Origin of the sequence: uncultured Algibacter sp. (genome assembly GCF_947490405.1) — a bacterium.
Classification (GTDB): domain Bacteria; phylum Bacteroidota; class Bacteroidia; order Flavobacteriales; family Flavobacteriaceae; genus Algibacter_B.
Genome location: NZ_CANLGU010000007.1, coordinates 180,417 through 197,307, shown reverse-complemented (window position 1 = coordinate 197,307; position 16,891 = coordinate 180,417). Strand labels below are relative to the sequence as shown.

Annotated in this window: 14 protein-coding genes; 3 read left to right on the top strand and 11 right to left on the bottom strand. The window is 32.4% G+C overall.

Annotation, left to right across the window (positions count from 1 at the left end; genetic code table 11):
* Nucleotides 1-81 precede the first annotated feature (81 nt).
* A complete protein-coding gene (locus Q0772_RS14925) occupies nt 82-897 on the top strand; it encodes a hypothetical protein (protein WP_298346438.1) in 816 nt (271 codons plus the stop codon).
* 412 nt (nt 898-1,309) lie between these two features.
* Here Q0772_RS14925 and Q0772_RS14920 read toward each other — a convergent pair whose 3' ends face one another.
* The 7 genes from Q0772_RS14920 to Q0772_RS14890 form a co-directional block, all read right to left on the bottom strand.
* The gene (locus Q0772_RS14920) at nt 1,310-2,476 is read right to left on the bottom strand and encodes an acyl-CoA dehydrogenase family protein (RefSeq protein WP_298346435.1); all 1,167 of its coding nucleotides are present in this window, start codon (nt 2,474-2,476) and stop codon (nt 1,310-1,312) included.
* A complete protein-coding gene (locus tag Q0772_RS14915) occupies nt 2,477-3,355 on the bottom strand; it encodes a helix-hairpin-helix domain-containing protein (RefSeq protein WP_298346433.1) in 879 nt (292 codons plus the stop codon). It lies immediately after the preceding gene.
* A gap of 18 nt (nt 3,356-3,373) precedes the next feature.
* Nucleotides 3,374-5,005 (bottom strand): alanine/glycine:cation symporter family protein, encoded by a 1,632-nt coding sequence (locus tag Q0772_RS14910; RefSeq protein ID WP_298346430.1) that lies wholly within the window; start codon nt 5,003-5,005, stop codon nt 3,374-3,376.
* Between the two features lie 106 nt (nt 5,006-5,111).
* Nucleotides 5,112-6,131, bottom strand: a complete 1,020-nt coding sequence (locus tag Q0772_RS14905; protein ID WP_298346428.1) for a potassium channel protein — start codon at nt 6,129-6,131, stop codon at nt 5,112-5,114.
* Entirely contained in the window at nt 6,128-6,355 is a 228-nt protein-coding gene (locus tag Q0772_RS14900) for a PspC domain-containing protein (protein ID WP_092851643.1), read from the bottom strand. Before Q0772_RS14900 ends, Q0772_RS14905 begins: the two co-directional genes overlap by 4 nt.
* Nucleotides 6,356-6,399: 44 nt before the next feature.
* On the bottom strand, nt 6,400-7,671 hold the full coding sequence (locus tag Q0772_RS14895; RefSeq protein WP_298346421.1) for a DUF2851 family protein: 1,272 nt from the start codon (nt 7,669-7,671) through the stop codon (nt 6,400-6,402).
* Between the two features lie 26 nt (nt 7,672-7,697).
* Nucleotides 7,698-11,726 carry an FG-GAP-like repeat-containing protein gene (locus Q0772_RS14890; protein ID WP_298346419.1) on the bottom strand — a complete coding sequence of 1,343 codons (4,029 nt, stop codon included), beginning with the start codon at nt 11,724-11,726 and terminating at the stop codon, nt 7,698-7,700.
* A gap of 148 nt (nt 11,727-11,874) precedes the next feature.
* Here Q0772_RS14890 and Q0772_RS14885 point away from each other — a divergent pair, with 148 nt between their 5' ends.
* Nucleotides 11,875-12,270: a DUF2721 domain-containing protein gene (locus Q0772_RS14885; protein ID WP_298346417.1), complete on the top strand. Its 396-nt coding sequence runs from the start codon at nt 11,875-11,877 to the stop codon at nt 12,268-12,270.
* Nucleotides 12,271-12,273: 3 nt separating this feature from the next.
* Here the strand turns inward: Q0772_RS14885 and Q0772_RS14880 are convergent, their stop codons facing one another.
* Both Q0772_RS14880 and Q0772_RS14875 read right to left on the bottom strand, forming a co-directional pair.
* Entirely contained in the window at nt 12,274-13,119 is an 846-nt protein-coding gene (locus tag Q0772_RS14880) for a sterol desaturase family protein (protein ID WP_298346415.1), read from the bottom strand.
* A gap of 23 nt (nt 13,120-13,142) precedes the next feature.
* Nucleotides 13,143-13,634 (bottom strand): YkgJ family cysteine cluster protein, encoded by a 492-nt coding sequence (locus Q0772_RS14875; protein WP_298346413.1) that lies wholly within the window; start codon nt 13,632-13,634, stop codon nt 13,143-13,145.
* 116 nt (nt 13,635-13,750) lie between these two features.
* On the opposite strand from Q0772_RS14875, the gene Q0772_RS14870 reads away from it, so the two are divergent.
* Nucleotides 13,751-14,449 (top strand): class I SAM-dependent methyltransferase, encoded by a 699-nt coding sequence (locus Q0772_RS14870; protein WP_298346411.1) that lies wholly within the window; start codon nt 13,751-13,753, stop codon nt 14,447-14,449.
* Here Q0772_RS14870 and Q0772_RS14865 read toward each other — a convergent pair.
* Together Q0772_RS14865 and Q0772_RS14860 are read right to left on the bottom strand one after the other, a co-directional pair.
* Entirely contained in the window at nt 14,439-14,855 is a 417-nt protein-coding gene (locus Q0772_RS14865) for a hypothetical protein (protein WP_298346409.1), read from the bottom strand. The genes Q0772_RS14870 and Q0772_RS14865 overlap by 11 nt on opposite strands.
* 289 nt (nt 14,856-15,144) lie before the next feature.
* A complete protein-coding gene (locus Q0772_RS14860) occupies nt 15,145-16,872 on the bottom strand; it encodes a TonB-dependent receptor (RefSeq protein ID WP_298346407.1) in 1,728 nt (575 codons plus the stop codon).
* Nucleotides 16,873-16,891 lie beyond the last annotated feature (19 nt).

Sequence of the window (16,891 nt, the reverse complement as noted above, 5' to 3'; positions counted from 1 at the left end):
TTGACAAATATTGTACAACTAACTGTAAAAAAAATTAAATCAAATATAATTTCTTTAGTCTTGTTTCTGTACTCTATAATTATGAAGTTGGTAAAACTTATTCAACCATTAATTAATAAAATTAAAGAAAATGCAATTTCTTTACTTTCGTTACTATGTGCTATAATTGCGCTGTATTATTCACAAAAATCTATTGAACTAAGCGTAATGCAATTCAGTAAAAACTCTATTGCATCCGATAGTCTTTTCCAAGTGCAACTTGATAATTCTAAAAGGTTAAATGATAGCCTAATAAGAGAGGTAAGCAAAATTCAAGAAATTAACTCTGAATTACATAACATTAATAGATTACAATTAAATTCAATTGAGCGTCTTAATATTGCCACAAAAAAAACCTTAGATAATATTATATATTCAGAAAGACCTAATATATCTAATAATGGTTCTCTTAAATTATCCGATATAAATAGTGATGAAAAGTATATTAAACTCGATATTCAGAATATTGGAAAGAGGACTGCAAAATCAATAGCATATAGAAAATATATTATTAGTGAAAGTGGAGAAATAATATATTCAGATACACAAAAAAATAATCCCTTAAATATTTCATTAGAAAGCAACCAAGAATTCGTATTAGGATTTAAGTTCAAAACTAATTTAAAACAAAAAAAATTAAACGATTTTTATTTCTGCTACGAGTTAAGCTATTTAGACTCCAACCTTTCTAAAAAATTCTATTATACTAAATTTACTAAATACAGATTAAATAAAGCACTTGTAGATAAGCCTCTTTTTTATGCGTGCAATACACAAGAAACGATAAAACTACTTGAGATAATTAATACTGATTTGAAAAATAAAAAGGAACGTATATTTTCAAATAGGCCTGAATAATAAAATAACAATGGCTAACACCGTATAAAAAAAATTGCTAGTTTTAGCTAAACCAAAGTTAGTTGCTCGTTTGCTAGCTTCTGATTTTCCTTCGGAAAATCCTCGCACACAAACACGCAACTTTCCATATACATAAACGTTAAACGAACTCCTCAAAAAAACTAACGTTTAGGCTATAAAACTAAATTTAGCAAACACTCTTGCGTTAGTCCCGATAGCTATCGGGAGAAACGGCATCCTTTTTAAAATAGACATGTACTGAATTGCTTTTGAAGTAAATAATAAACAGATAGCTACGTCGCTCGCTCCTCGCTATGACGTTTAAAAAGATATAGTGGGAAAGCCCGACCCTTGTAATAACCTGCATATCGGTAAGCAGGCGCCCAAATTATAAGTTTAAAAACAAAGTAATTTAAGTTACTGGCTTATATTCTTTTTTATCGATAATAATTTTAGCAAGTATTTCTCTGAGTATCTCTGAAGTCCCACCTCCTATTGGCCCCAACCTACTATCGCGGAGTAATCTGGCCATTGGGTACTCTTCCATGTAACCGTAACCACCTAAGAATTGTAGGCATTGATATATAACATCGTCAGCAACTTTTGTGGACTTTAGCTTAGACATGGTTGCTTCCTTTACAACATACTCGCCCTTATCTAATCTGGCTGTTATGGCGTAGTTAAAAGTTTTACAAAACTCCATTTCTGTATATAAATCTGCTAAGCTGTGCCTTAGGGCTTGAAATTTATCGATGGTCTTACCAAAGGCATGACGTTCGCTCATGTATTGAAGGGCGTACTCTAAGGCGAATTCTGCACGTGCGTGGGCATTAACACCCATAATTAAGCGCTCTAAAGAAAAGTGTTGCATAATATATGAAAAGCCTTGATTTTCTTTACCTAAGAGGTTTTCTGTAGGTACTTTTACGTTATCAAAGGCTATTTCTCCAGTATCTGATGCACGCCATCCTAGTTTATCTAGTTTGGTTGCTGATATACCTTCCATATCTCTATCTAAAACAAATATGCTAATACCTTTATTACCAAGCTCTGAAGCGGTTTTTGCGGCTACCACTAAATAATCGCTGGTTACTCCATTTGTTATGAATGTTTTTGACCCATTTATGATGTAATGGTCGCCATCTTTTACTGCAGTAGTTCGCATGCCTGCCACATCACTTCCTCCAAATGGCTCTGTAATTGCTAAACAGCCTATTTTATCGCCTGCTATACTTGGTACTAAGTATTTTTGTTTGATAGCTTCATCCCCTTCAGCATTTAAGTGCGTCATGGCTAAATATGCATGTGCCCAAATTGCTGCTGCAAAACCACCTGAATTTATTTTTTGAAGTTCTTCTAAAAAGATAATGGTGTAAAACAAATCGAGGTTCATGCCCCCGTAAGCTTCTGGGTAATTTATACCAAAGAACCCCATTTCTCCAAATTCTTTCCAGATGAAACGCTCAATAGTTCCTGACTTTTCCCATTTATCGATGTGTGGAACTACTTCTTTCTTTAAAAAATGTTGAAGGCTTTTTCTAAAAAGGTTATGCTCTTCGGTGAAGTACATGCTATTCATTTAGTTTTCTTTTTCGAAGTGCAAATATAATTCAATTATCTTGATTTTATTTACGGGAAAGTCCTTAACTTTTGTTAATTCGTTTATTGTTTTATATCCTTCACGAAGCTGTCGCTGTTCTATGATGTTGTGTGCCAAATCATAATCTATATGAGGGATGGTAACCAAATCGTCAATGGTGGCTATATTTATATTTATTTTTTTAACTGCCTTTGGTGTTTTTACAGTAAAGTGGTTGGTTATTTTTTGAATAGTTTCTGGGGTTAAACCGTAAATATCGTTTAATTGCACATCTGCTATAAATCCGCCTTTTGATTTGTTTCTGAATTTTATAATACGGTTTGACAATACTTTGCCAACACCATTTACATCTTGAAGCTGTAGTGCTGTTGCTGTGTTTAAATCTTGTTTTTGCGCGTAGGTTTTGGGTTTATTATTGTAATTAAAAGAGGGATTGCTTTTAGGTTGAGGGTTTGTAACCCATTCTGGAAATTTAAAATACGGTGATATTGTTGCTAATAGAGAATCTGAAACCTTTGTAACGTTTTGAAACTGTTCTGCTGAGTTAATCCATTTATCTTGTTTTCGGAATGTTAATAGTCTATCTATTTCTTCATTAGACATTCCTATAGTTGCTCCTTTATAATCTGTAATAAAATTAGGGTTGAATGGATAAATTTTTGGTTGTCTTGATTCAATTTCAATGCGCCTTAAAGAATCTATTTCTTTAGTAAATCTTGAAAGTTCTTCTTGATTAATTGGAACTTCTTTGGGTGAAAAATCAACAAAAAAGTAAATACATTGAAAAATTACTATAAGTATTAGTAATAAAAAAATCCCATTCCGTTGTTTTCTTGAAAACGTGAAATGGGATTTCATATAATTTATTTATGTTATTTATTCTTTTGCGTCTTTTATAGCACCAAGATATCTATTTAATTGTTTTTTAACAACTGGGAATAAGAAATATAAACCAACCATATTTGGAAATATCATAGCAAAAATCATAGCATCTGAGAATTTCCAGATAGATCCCATACTAGCTGCAGCACCTATGATTACAAATAATAAGAATAATAATTTGTATGTTAAATCTGCTGCTTTACCTCTACCGAATAAAAATTTCCAAGATTGTAATCCGTAGTAAGACCATGATATCATAGTTGATACGGCGAATAAAACAACTGCAATAGTTAAGAACACATTAGAATAAGGTATATAAGCTGCAAATGCTTGTGACGTAATTCCTGCACCCTCATAAGCAACACCGTCAATTAACACTGCTCCAGAACCATCACCACCGTATTGGAATATTGCACCATCACCACCACCAAAATTGAATATGATAATTACTAAAGCCGTCATTGTGCAGATAACAACTGTATCAATAAAAGGTTCTAACAATGCCACTAAACCTTCAGAAGCTGAATATTTTGTTTTTACAGCTGAGTGCGCAATAGATGCTGAACCAGCACCAGCTTCATTTGAAAAGGCTGCTCTTTGGAATCCTACTAATAAAACTCCAATGATACTACCAACTCCAAAAGCTGTTGGATTAAATGCTTCTCTAAAAATTAATCCGAAAGCATCATCTATAAAAGAAAAGTTACTTCCGATTATGTATAAACATGCTATTAAATACATAACAGCCATAAAAGGAACAACTTTTTCAGTTACTTGCGCAATTCTTTTAATACCTCCAATAATTATTATACCAACTAAAACTGCGAGTACCAATCCTATAATGGCACCAGCACTTGTGCTTTCTAAACCCATCAATTCTTTTAGTACAATAGTTGCTTGGTTTGATTGTGCAGCATTACCTCCACCAAAAGAACCACCAATACAAAAAATTGCAAAAAACACTGCAGCAATTTTACCTACCATTCCAAAGCCTTTTTCTTTTAAACCTTTACTAATGTAGTACATTGGTCCGCCATAAACTGTCCCATCTTCACCAACATCTCTATATTGAACCCCCAAAGTACACTCAACAAACTTGGTAGACATACCTAACAAACCACATACAATCATCCAAAATGTTGCTCCAGGTCCACCTAAAGCAATTGCCAAAGCTACACCAGCAATATTTCCATTTCCTACGGTACCGGAAACTGCAGTTGCTAATGCTTGAAAGTGAGATACTTCTCCTTCTTCACTTTCATCTCTTATTGTTTCTATAGAATCCCCTCCTGGTGTTACATCACCATAAGCTGGTTCCACAACTGGATGATCTACATCATCAAACTTACCTCTTACGACATTTATAGCTGTTTTGAAGTGAAAAATATTAGGAAACTTGAAATAAATAGTAAAAAATAGTGCACTACCAACCAATAATACTAGTACAAAAGGAATGGTAATGGCATCACTTTTGTAAATTGGAAAGAATATAAAATCAAAAAAACCATCAGCTACTGGTTGAAATGCTTCATCTATACGTTGGTCTAAACCTTTTTCGGCTGTTTCTTGAGCAATTATTAAAACTGGAGTTATTAATGTAAAAATTGATAGAAGATATTTCTTCATAAGGATTGTGTTAGTTAGTTTTTATTGAAAGATTCTTACTAGATGACAGCAAGATGCTAAAAAAAAATGATTTTTTAAAACAAAGGCTGTTAAAATAGCAAAATTGCTAATTAATATCGTATTCTGAATTTAGAGCTTCAATTTGCTCAGGACGCCCTAAAACTATAATCTTTGATCGTCTAGCTAATTTCATTTCTGCACCGGGATTTACTGTATATTCTCCGTTTTCATCTTTGTACCCAATAACGGTACATCCTGTTTTTTTACGAAGATCCAAATCTTTAATTGTTTTAGGTTTTTTAGAATCATAAAATTTCTCAACAGCGACTTCCTCAATATTAATATCTGATTTGCCAACAATAGAAAGATTATCTATAAACTCCATTAATCCGGGAACCACAACCAATGAGGCCATATGATCCCCTCCTATTTTATCTGGAAGAATGACATTATCTGCTCCAGCAAATTTTAATTTATTATAAGACGATTCATTAGATGCACGACTAATTATAGTAATCTTACTATTCAATTGTCTTGTAGAAAGTACCACAAACAAATTATCAGCATCGTTAGGTAAAGCTGAAATAAAACATGCTGCTCGATCTACACCTGCTGTTACCAAAACCTCATCTTCATTTGCATTTCCTATAACATAAGGCACTTCATCTAATTGTAATCGCTCTTCCATCTCCTTATCTTTCTCAATAACTACAAATTGCTTTTTGTAAGCTGCTAGTTTTCTTGCAGCTTGTTTACCATTTCTACCATAGCCACAAATAACGATGTGGTTTTTAAAGCTATCAATCTTTTTTTGCATCTTTTTGTGTTTTAATTCTTCAACATCATTTTTGCTTAAAATATATTCAGTGATAATAGATAAAGCATAACCCACTATAACGATACTAGCTAAAATTAAAAAAATTGTAAAAATCTTAGACTCGTCGTCCAACGGAACTACCTCCCCAAAACCAACAGTAGTCATGGTTATAACTGTCATATACAAAGCATCGATCCAGGAATATCCCGATATCATAACATAACCAAAAACACCAACCATTAGAATAATGATTAGCATTAATACAGCTGTATAAATTTTTGTTCTAAAAAATTTTATAAGTGGATTCATAAATCAAAAACCGATGACCGTTTTGTATATATTAAATCTTTAATACGCATCCAAAATGCCAGAAACATGTATAATGCAAACCCAAATCCTACAGTAACAAAGGTTATGTACATAAAAGATGTTCTAACCACTTTTGCTCTTATACCAAAACGGTCTGCAATACGCTGACATACATAATATCCGTGTTTTTGAAAAAACAATAAAGGTTTATAAATACTGTTCATGTTGCAATTTAAGACTTACTTTTTTAGTTTAAAAAGTTTATGCCTTATTTATTGATTAATGAATTTCCTATGGCACATTGCAAACATTTATTTTTGTCACAATACTCTGTTTTGAGTTGAATTAAAGACTGCGACTGTAATGCAGATTTTGAAACTTTTTTAAGTTTATTGAAAGTCTCTATAATCGTATTTTTTTCAGAAGTTATTGTTGATGCCAGTTCAATTAAATCAGTATTTACTTCTTCTCCTTTCTGTTTTGCATAACTAAATTTTAGAGGTAAAATCGTATTAATTAATAATAAATCAATAAATGATTTTGATATCATTTTAGTTGAAGCCTTTGATTCTTTTTGAAAAGTATAATGCGTTTTCCAAAATTCAGAAGTAGAAACTTTGAAGAGCTCATAAAAATCTTCTCTCTGATTTATTTTAACAACTTTTGAAAATAAATTTTGATGTTTGTTGTATAAACTCGCTAATTGAGATAAACGGATTGTTGGAAAGTTTGGTGGTCTAAGCCTAAAAAACTGTAATGGTAAAACCTGACTGTTTTGAAGATTAAATTTTTGCTTTAAGAAATCGTACTCTTTAACCAAATTTGAGTAATATGGATGTTCTACTTCCTCATTTAGCAACCCAGATTGCCCAAATAGCAAGGCTTCAATAATTTGTTGATTAGATTGCGTCTTCCTTATTATTGAAAAATCAATTGAATTACCTAAACTAAAAAAGGCATCGCCATTTACTTTTAATCCAAAATTTTTAGTTAGCATTTTGAAAAGAACCGCTTCCCAATCGTTCTTAGAAGTTTGCAATAAATTTTGGATAGTATTCGATTTTCTATCTAAACGCTCAAAATATAGGCGTTCTAACCAATGATCTAAAACGAATTGATCTGTTAAAGCAAAATCATTTTCACAATTAATCCATTTATCTTTTTTTGATAGTAATTTTTCATAGTTATTTAATAAGGACTTATCTATATAATTCTTCAATTCTAAAGTAGGTATTACTGAGTTATCTTTTCTAAACACCTCTGTATCATCATCCCACACTACATGTAAAATAACATTATCATAAGCTTTATCTTGTTCATGATTATGTAAAAACCAATCTGAAGATTTTAAATGAATTTCTAGATTTCCTGCCCAAAGCTGCTCTCCTATTTTAATTTTTGCGTTAAAGAAATCTGGACCAGAATTAAAGTTATGTTGCCCTACGCTAGAGATAACAATAGCTTCCCCTTTGGTTGTTTTTAGATTATTAAAATTAATTTTCTTGTGTTTCCAGATGTAGTGTAAAAAATCTTCTTGCATGTGGCTGTATGTTTATCTTGGAAACTTTATTGTCCTTTATTTTTTTTGACAACAATAATTTTTGATTGACTATTTTTTCTAATAACATAAAAACCTGAAGCTAAACTCGTAGGCAATTCTATTTCTACAGCGTTGGCATTACTATTATAGATTTTGTTTTGTGGTATAATTTGCCTTCCAACCATATCAAAAACTAAAAGTTTATCACTCATATCTGAATTTAAAATAGTTATCTTACTATTTAAAACGGGAGATGGGAATACTTCCAAACGATTAGAATTTTTACCACGAGAACTAAAATATGGAACAGCAAAATTAAACGCATCTATTCCCACTTTCTTACCTATAATTCTACCTGGAATGTCATCTGCAGGTGGATGTATCCCTCCCCAAATCCTGGATAAACTACATTGGTCTGAAGCATCTTGATAAGTAGCCCATTGTAAGTTGATATCAATTGATGGCCCTTCCTCAAAAACCAAAAATTTATTTTTTTCAGCTTTAAATTCACCCAAGCCTCCTGGAAAAAACTCACTCCCTGTAATAGCTGCAAGCACCTCAGCGGCGGCTCTAGAATATGTTGAATGTCCAGAAACGTATCCTGCAAAAGGTGGTGTTACAAAATTGGGTCTTTGATACGGCCACCAATCTTCAGCTAGAATCCAGCCTACACCTGCCACATCTGTTTCTGTATTGTTTATAAAGTTATGCCCTTTCCAAGTATATAATTTTATTTTATTAATATGCTCTCCATTTATTCCAGATAGCGGATCGTTTTCTGAAACCAATTCGATATAGTCTGGGATTAATTCTATACCTTCCATATTATAATTTGGAGCAGTATTATCTGAACTTTGCCCTCTAGATGCCATATATCTAATTGCTGAAATAGGTCTAATATAATCGTACCATCCTTTAATACTCCATGCTGATATTGCAGCATCATGCATTGCGCCTCCTAAAATAAAATATGATTTTACATCCCATTCTAAAGGACTAAGAGTCTCTCCTTCTCCTTTAAATCGCTTTTCTAAAAAAGGATTATCGTTTACATAATTCAAAATTGTAAACCAATGCCCCGGCGGGGTTTCTGAATCTGGGCCATCTGCCCAAAACTCTGCTAAAACTCTTGCATAATCACCTCTTGGAACAACTTGTTCTTCATACGGTTGTTGCGTGATTGGGTTTATATCTCTTCCCTGACTAATATCTCCTCCTTCAAAAAATTTATAAAAATCAGGATACTCTTCATAATTAGTTGGCAAACTATTAAAATTAATATTGCCTATAGTTTTGGGTGAAATATCCCAGAAAACATTATCTGAGGTATCTAAATGTGATTGCCAAACTGAAACCATGGAAAACCCCCATTTATATGATTTGGAAGATCTCGTATCATTTTCGTTTAGATAAGGTGGAGCATCAGGGTCATTAAAAACACTGTATGTGTTACCACCTCTATTGTATATTGTTTTTTCATTATCTGTTAAAGCAAAACCATTTACAGCACCCCATTCTGGACTTAAAAAATCAATAACATCGCCTTCTATGAGGTTTCCACTTTGATCTACAAAACCATTTAAACTTAGCGGCTGCCACCTGTTTGGATTCGTGGTAAGAAAATCATTCGTCAAATTAGGGTTTAACGGAAAGTTAATTGGTTGATAAAATGCATTATTATAATCGGATTGCTCTCTAGCTCCATCTTGATTTCCATAAGCTATTAATGTCTGACCTATATAGTTCCCTAATGCACGAGCATCTCCAGAAATATAATCAGAATCAGTGAAATTCAAATCGTATCCTAATTGTGCCATGATTAAATCTAATCGTTCTTGTGTTTCTATTACTCCAGGAGAAATCCTGAATCGATGACTTAATAATCTATAAGCAGCATAACTAATAGCTTTTTTTCTTGACTCTTCTACAGATTCTAATGGTGTAAAACTTAAAAGCTCGCTAGTAAATCCTCTTACAGTATTTCCAATTAAATAGGGTCGTGCTTCTTTACTATAAATAGCCCAAGCATCATACACCGCTATACTGGCATGAAATAAGTTTCTAGCATGAACGGTTGGTCTCGCAAAATCGTTTCGAATGGCTTCCAGCAAAGCCTCATTCCATAATCTAGCAATAGATGTGTTTTCTGGAATATTTTGAGTATTTAATATTACCGTTTTAACCACAGGTTCACTAAAACATGAATTATTAAATTCTCGCACAGAAATCCTACCTTCTGCTTCAATATGCCATCTTACTGTTATGGCTTCTGAATTTTGGCCATCCAATAATTCTCCTCCTGTTATTTCCCAGATTGCGGTTGCTTCATCTTCTAAAGGATACATGTATGTTTCCGTTTTGAAAAAAGATGATGTATCTGAACCGCTAATAACTTTCGAGGTTAAATACTCACAAGAACCATCATCCAATATGGCTAAAGGGTTATAATTACAAGACTCTGGATCAATACATCCATAAGCTTTTTGGCTGGGTTGAATATTTAACACCGTATATCCATTTCCTTCAATCGCTTTTATAAAAGTATTAGTCTCTATTAGTTGAAGTGTTTCTACTAAACCAGACGGCCAACTTATTTTTAGTTGATTAATAATAGCATTTGAAGGCAACCCGAAATGAACCGGTTGCATACTTTGACTTAGAAAACCAACACCATTAAAGTAACGGATGATGTTACCTTCTGAAGTAGAGAGTTCTAGTTTAGTTCCAATAGCACTTCTGTTTGAAGTGGTTCCTTCTAAGCTTACTTTAAACCATTTTAAAGTTGAAGTTTCATCAAAATTTAAAAGTTTATTTTCATAAAAAAACGATTTAGACTCTCCATTTGTAACAAATAAATCCAAATCTCCATCATTATCATAATCAAAATCAAGAGCTTCAACACTTTTGGTAATTTCTGCTAATCCCGATGTATTGGATTCATCTTGAAAAGTATTTTGACCTTCCTGAATTAAATTTTTATAATATCTATTTTGTTCATCACCTCTACCTTCAAAACTATAGCCATTTAATATATATAAATCTTCATCACCATCTAAATCAAAATCCGCAAAACGAGCACCCCAAGCCCAACCTAATCCTATTAAATCAAACTCTGAGGCTTTATCTTCAAAGTTATTATTTCCGTTATTTACTAAAAGTGAATTTTCATCTATACCGGTAATAAAAAAATCAAAATCATTATCATTATCAAAATCATTAATAACAATAGCCATATCGTCTATTCCATTATCCAAACCATAGGTTGATGCTTGATCTGTAAAGGACATTCCACTCTGGTTTATATATAAATAATTAGATCGATCTAAATCGTTAGCTACAATAAGATCCATCCAACCGTCTTCATTGATATCAAAAGGAAAAGGTGTGTATCCAAATCTACTTACTGGTTCTATCAATCCACTTGCTTCAGTAACATTTGTAAATGTATTATTACCATTATTCCTGTAAAATGTATTGCCTGTACATCTATTCCAATCGCTAATGTATACATCTAAAAACCCATCATTATTATAATCAAACCATGAGGCTCCTGTATTCACACAACCGTTTACTTCTGGTAGACCTGAAATTTCCGTTATATCTAGAAACGTACCATTGCCTTGATTTAAAAACAGCTGGATTTTAAAAACATGTGTAAACAGTATATCTGGGAAACCATCATTATTTATATCTCCCCAAAACACACCTAATTTGTGTCCCGCTTGTGCCAGAGTAGTACTCGTTACATCTTCTGAAGTTAATAAATTGGTTAAGCCAGAGCTTTCTGTAACATCAGTAAACGTACCATTATTATTATTTCTGAATAACTTGCTTTTTGATGCTTCTGAGGTATTATTTTCAACAGCATTGGCAACAACAAAAACATCTAAATCGTTATCACCATCATAATCTGCTACTGCAACACCATTATTCCTCTCTAAAACACCAACACCAACAACATCTTCAACCCTTTGGAATGTTTGTCCATTGGTTATGTTTACGCTACTCCATAAAAAGATTAGCAATAGTGATATGTTAGTAAAATAAATCTTCATTCAAGCAATTATACAAATATAAAACATTGGTACTAGATAGACTTCTAACATCACACAATTAGGATATGTGAAATACCCAGAATGCGTTAGTTATCAATCATCAAAATTATTCGTTTATAAATCAATAACTTTGTATAAAATTGTTTTCATGGAACAGCTTACATTAACGACGCCTGCACTTTTATTTTCTGCAATTTCATTAATTATGTTAGCCTATACTAACAGGTTTATAGCATACACATCTGCAATTAGGGATTTGTATGATAAATACCAAAAGAATCATGATGAGCGTTTTTTTAAACAAATTAAAAATATAAAACATCGCTTGTATCTTACCAGATATATGCAAATTTTGGGAATTACTAGTTTACTTTTTTGTGTACTGACTATGTTTTTAATTTACATAAAACAAAATACTATTGCAGTTTGGATTTTTGGATTAGCACTAATTTTACTTATAGCATCATTAGCACTTTTAATTATTGAAATACAAATTTCTGCTAAAGCTTGGGAGCATCATATTAGTGATATTGAGAAGAGTTAATTTTTAACCTTTTGGAATATCTTCAGAAGACGTTGGCTTTTGATATTTCTGAAAAGGTTGTTTAAGTAAATCTTTGATATTACTGTTCTTTGCTTCATCGGGAAAAACATCAACTCCATACACAATTTTATCAGTATCTAACTCCATATAAGTTCCAAAAAGCCTATCCCAAACTGAAAATATATTTCCGTAATTAGAATCTGTATATGGCATTTTATAATGGTGATGTACTTTATGCATATCTGGAGAAACTATAACATAACTCAGCAGCTTATCTACTTTTTTAGGTAGTTTAATATTTGCATGATTAAATTGTGTGGCTACTACTGATAATGATTGATATAATAAAACAAGGGCTATGGGCGTACCTACAACAAAAATACCCATTAGTGTAAACACATAACGTATTAAACTCTCTAAAGGATGGTGTCTGTTTGCTGTAGTAGTATCAACCTTATGGTCGGAATGATGTACTAAATGTACCATCCAAAGTGGTTTTACTTTATGTTCTATAAGATGTGGTAAGTACGCACCAATACAATCAATTAAAAAAACACCAACTATGGCATATAACCAAACTGGCATTTCTGGCAACCAATTTAGAATACCAAAATTGTTTGCCATAACCCAATCCGAAGATTTTAGAAATAAGAACGCCAAAGGTAAGTTAACTAAAATAGTGGTTAAGGTGAAGAAAATATTTGGAATGGCATGTTTCCATTTTTTATAATTAAATCCTATTAACGGAATAATACCTTCTATTATCCAAAAGAATGTTAAACCACCAACAATAATAAAAGCACGATGGTGTGAAGGGATAGTTTCAAAGTAGTTTAAAATAGTTTCCAAAATTAATTTTTGTTTTAAAGATACTATTTTATTCTTTTCTTCATATCCTCAACTATATTAAAAGCAGCAGGACAAATGGCAACATTCTTGAGTGTAAGATTAGATATTTGCTGAAACTTTTTTCTATCAGTATGCGGAAACTCCCTACATGCTTTTGGTCTCACATCATAAATAGAACAGTAATTATCGGCTCCTAAAAATGTACATGGCACGCTTTTTAAAACAAAATCATTTTCCTCATCAATTCTTAAATAGGTCTCAATAAATTTTTGCGTTTTCATTCTAAAATGCTTCGCAATTCTATCTACATCTTTATCTGTAAACAGAGGCCCAGTAGTTTTACAACAGTTGGCACACTCTAAACAATCTGTTTTTTCAAATTCTTGATCATGCAATTCCTGCATCGTATAATCCAAATTTTTAGGCGGCTTTTTTTTAAGCTTTGCAAAGAACTTTTTGTTCTCGTTATGTTTATCTTTGGCGAGCTTTGGGAGATTATTTATGATGTCTTGCATGGTGTAAAAATAGTAACTTTCGTAATTACTAGAGATGAATAAACAAAGTAATCTTTAAAATTGAAACTTTAAACTAGAAGATTGCCACGACTTAAAAAGTCTCGCAATGACATACTATGAAAGATATTTTTGGAAAGGCTTTATTGGATTACCACAACGGAAACTATACTGAAGATATCGTTACCTCAACAAATATTTCAGATGAAGATGTTTTACCACTTCCCTATTTGTTTCGAGATTATAAAGACATGCCGAAGATTGAAAAGATGGCTTTAAAATTTTGTAAAGGTTCAATATTAGATGTTGGTTGCGGCTCTGGCAGCCATAGTTTGTATTTACAAGAACATAGTTTTGCAGTAAAAGCTATTGATATCTCTGAGGGTGCTATTAAAGTTGCTAAAGAACGTGGTGTTAGACATACTGAAATAAAATCGCTTTTAGATGAAACGGATACTTTTGATACCATTTTACTATTAATGAATGGGACTGGTATTTTTCAAGAAATTATTCAGGTATCTAAATATTTATCGCATATGAAAAGTCTTTTGAAATCTGGTGGCCAAATATTAATTGATTCGTCTGACATTAAATATATGTACGAAGATGATGATGGTGGTTACTGGATGGATATGAATGCTGGATACTACGGCGAACTGGACTACTTTTTATCGTATAAAGGCAAAGAAGAAACCCCTATAAAGTGGTTGTATTTAGATTTTGAAACTTTAAAATTAGCTTGCGAAAGTGTTGGGTTACAATGTGAGCTGGCCTTAGAAGGTGAGTATTTTGATTATTTGGCGCGAATCACTTCTTAATTCTATCTCTTGTAAAGATTCTTTTAGAATTTTTATTACCATAAATGAAGTTTGATTCATTTAAAACCAAAATTTGTTCAATTACAGTATAAGTTAAACTTTGTATTTCAATAAAATAAGTCTGTTTTTTTAATGATATTTTAAAAATCTCATGATCATTAATAATAATGTCATCTTCTCTAGTTTTTTCAGCTTTTGGAGGTAAATTCATTTCCTTCAAGACTTCAATAAAGCCTTTATCTCCAGAAAAACTAAATCTGTAAACTACATTCTTAGAATCCCCTTCTAACTTCCAATCGCCTTCAACTAGAGATTTTACCTCAGAAATAGTTTTACAACATGTTAAGTTCTGAGATAAACTATTAAAAAAGGATAGCAAAAATATAGCACAAAACAATCTTTTCATTCATTAGATTTTAACGATTACAAATTTATCAATTATGTTAGTTAACTAAAAGCATACAAAATATAAATGCTATTTATGAAGCTGATTTTAGCACAATCTGCGTTAAGGATTGCAGAGGAAAGCCCACAGGTTTTGCGCCTTAGCGCAAAAGCGAGGACTTGGAACGGAAAGCCTGACCCGACAGGGTAACGCCCTAAAAAATTAAATTCTATGAAATCTTCATGAAATTCCTACCTCCGTGGGAGTGATACTATGAGATCCTGAAACGAGTTCAAGATGACACTTCGTGTCAAAAATCAAACTTATACGTAGCGCCTGCTAAAAACTGAATGCTTTGCACTGGGAAATTCTGCCATTTCTCATAAGCTTTATTTACCATATTATTTGCTTTTGCAAACACAGAAAATTGGTCGTTTATATGGTATCCAAGATGCGCATTGGCATCAAAATAACTATCTAAAGCTACTGTAAATGGTGATGTTACAGTTACTCCATCATTTAAGAAAAATTGGTCTTTACGCTCACCTACGTAAAATAGATTTGCTCCCATAAACCAATGTTCATCCATTTGATAATCCAGAAAAAGAGAACCTCTTAAATCTGGCAAGTTCCAAGCTTCTGCCTCATCATCTGTGTTATATGTAAAATATTCTGCTTTAATACCAAGCTTAAAATTTCTATTCACATCTACATTAATCTCTCCGGCTACGCCAAAAGTATCCACATCGTCATAAACAATACCAAAAGAGTTCCCGTAGGTATAGTCTTGATTAGTTAAGGTAATCTCGTTATTTCTAAATAAGGCTTTGTTTCTATCAGCTAAATAGCGTCCGCTAATGTTATAGCTCATGTTACTGGATAGTTTTCCCTTTAATCCAACAAAAGCATTGTATAGCTGATCGGTTGGAGTGATGAATAATGTTGGAGAGACAAACGGATTCTCTGTAGCAAAACCATAATAGGAATTTTGAATTAAATCCCCTTGAATACCACCGTAAGCAATCAATACATCATTAACCAACCTGTACGTTGCTGTTATGTTTGGGTAAATAAATATTTTGTTTTCACCTGCTTCTCGGTCTCTTAGATAATAGATTGAAGCTCCTAAATCTAGCGTTAAATCGTCCTGTTTCATTTGGTAGGTTGGCGATAAACCAACTTGAAAATTCCCATAATTTAGCGCATTATTAGTCGCATAATTTCTATCGAAAGTTCCGCCTATGTAATCAATTTTTATATCCGTTGAAATTTCAACATCATTAATAGGCACATCCACTTTTGCTTTTGCTACGAACCTATTTTCTCCAGAGCCTTGGTTATCACTAAATCGTCTGAAAAAGAAACTTCCAGAGTTGATATAAGTATCTTCAAATTCAATATCACCTCCAAAATGGGCATTAAAAAAAGAATGTCCAACTTCAATATTATTAGCTTGTGCCTGAGCTAATTGTGTTTCATCCACACCGTACCAATTATACATTTGATGCTGAAAACCCGCCTCTACATTCCATGCTAAATCTCTTAATCTACTGGAATAATTCAAGTTGATTTTCGAGTTAGAAAAGTTATCATCAAAAGACACTCCTTCTATACCTCCTGCTGATGAATGATGGCTAACATAGCCTCCAACACTTTCATTTCTTGAAATGGCATGATTTAAATACACTTCACCTAAAATAGTAGTATAACTGCCCACTCCTAATGTAGCATAATTATCAAATAGTTTAGCTGGCGGACGCTTTTCTACTACAGCAGCTTTTCCTTTTGCTGGTGTAAATGTTGATGCTACAGGAAAAGAAAAAATATTATACTTAATCTCTTTTTTTGTTTCTGTAGTTTCATCATCTAAAGCAGGAACTTCCTTTACTTTAAATGCATCAGAAATTGTTGGTGTGTATGGCTTAACAACATCTATAACACCTGTATTTATTGTATCGTTTTCGGTTCTTTGAGCGAAACTTAATGTTATACTTAATAAAAGAATTCCTGTTGATATGATTTTGATTTGCTTACGCATTCTTATATTTTTTTGATTT

Bases quoted from the DNA above. Each gene is read 5' to 3' on its own strand.
- Q0772_RS14925 (WP_298346438.1), top strand. From the start codon at position 82: ATGAAGTTGGTAAAACTTATTCAACCATTAATTAATAAAATTAAAGAA.
- Q0772_RS14920 (WP_298346435.1), bottom strand. From the start codon at position 2,476: ATGAATAGCATGTACTTCACCGAAGAGCATAACCTTTTTAGAAAAAGC.
- Q0772_RS14915 (WP_298346433.1), bottom strand. From the start codon at position 3,355: ATGAAATCCCATTTCACGTTTTCAAGAAAACAACGGAATGGGATTTTT.
- Q0772_RS14910 (WP_298346430.1), bottom strand. From the start codon at position 5,005: ATGAAGAAATATCTTCTATCAATTTTTACATTAATAACTCCAGTTTTA.
- Q0772_RS14905 (WP_298346428.1), bottom strand. From the start codon at position 6,131: ATGAATCCACTTATAAAATTTTTTAGAACAAAAATTTATACAGCTGTA.
- Q0772_RS14900 (WP_092851643.1), bottom strand. From the start codon at position 6,355: ATGAACAGTATTTATAAACCTTTATTGTTTTTTCAAAAACACGGATAT.
- Q0772_RS14895 (WP_298346421.1), bottom strand. From the start codon at position 7,671: ATGCAAGAAGATTTTTTACACTACATCTGGAAACACAAGAAAATTAAT.
- Q0772_RS14890 (WP_298346419.1), bottom strand. From the start codon at position 11,726: ATGAAGATTTATTTTACTAACATATCACTATTGCTAATCTTTTTATGG.
- Q0772_RS14885 (WP_298346417.1), top strand. From the start codon at position 11,875: ATGGAACAGCTTACATTAACGACGCCTGCACTTTTATTTTCTGCAATT.
- Q0772_RS14875 (WP_298346413.1), bottom strand. From the start codon at position 13,634: ATGCAAGACATCATAAATAATCTCCCAAAGCTCGCCAAAGATAAACAT.
- Q0772_RS14870 (WP_298346411.1), top strand. From the start codon at position 13,751: ATGAAAGATATTTTTGGAAAGGCTTTATTGGATTACCACAACGGAAAC.
- Q0772_RS14865 (WP_298346409.1), bottom strand. From the start codon at position 14,855: ATGAAAAGATTGTTTTGTGCTATATTTTTGCTATCCTTTTTTAATAGT.
- Q0772_RS14860 (WP_298346407.1), bottom strand. From the start codon at position 16,872: ATGCGTAAGCAAATCAAAATCATATCAACAGGAATTCTTTTATTAAGT.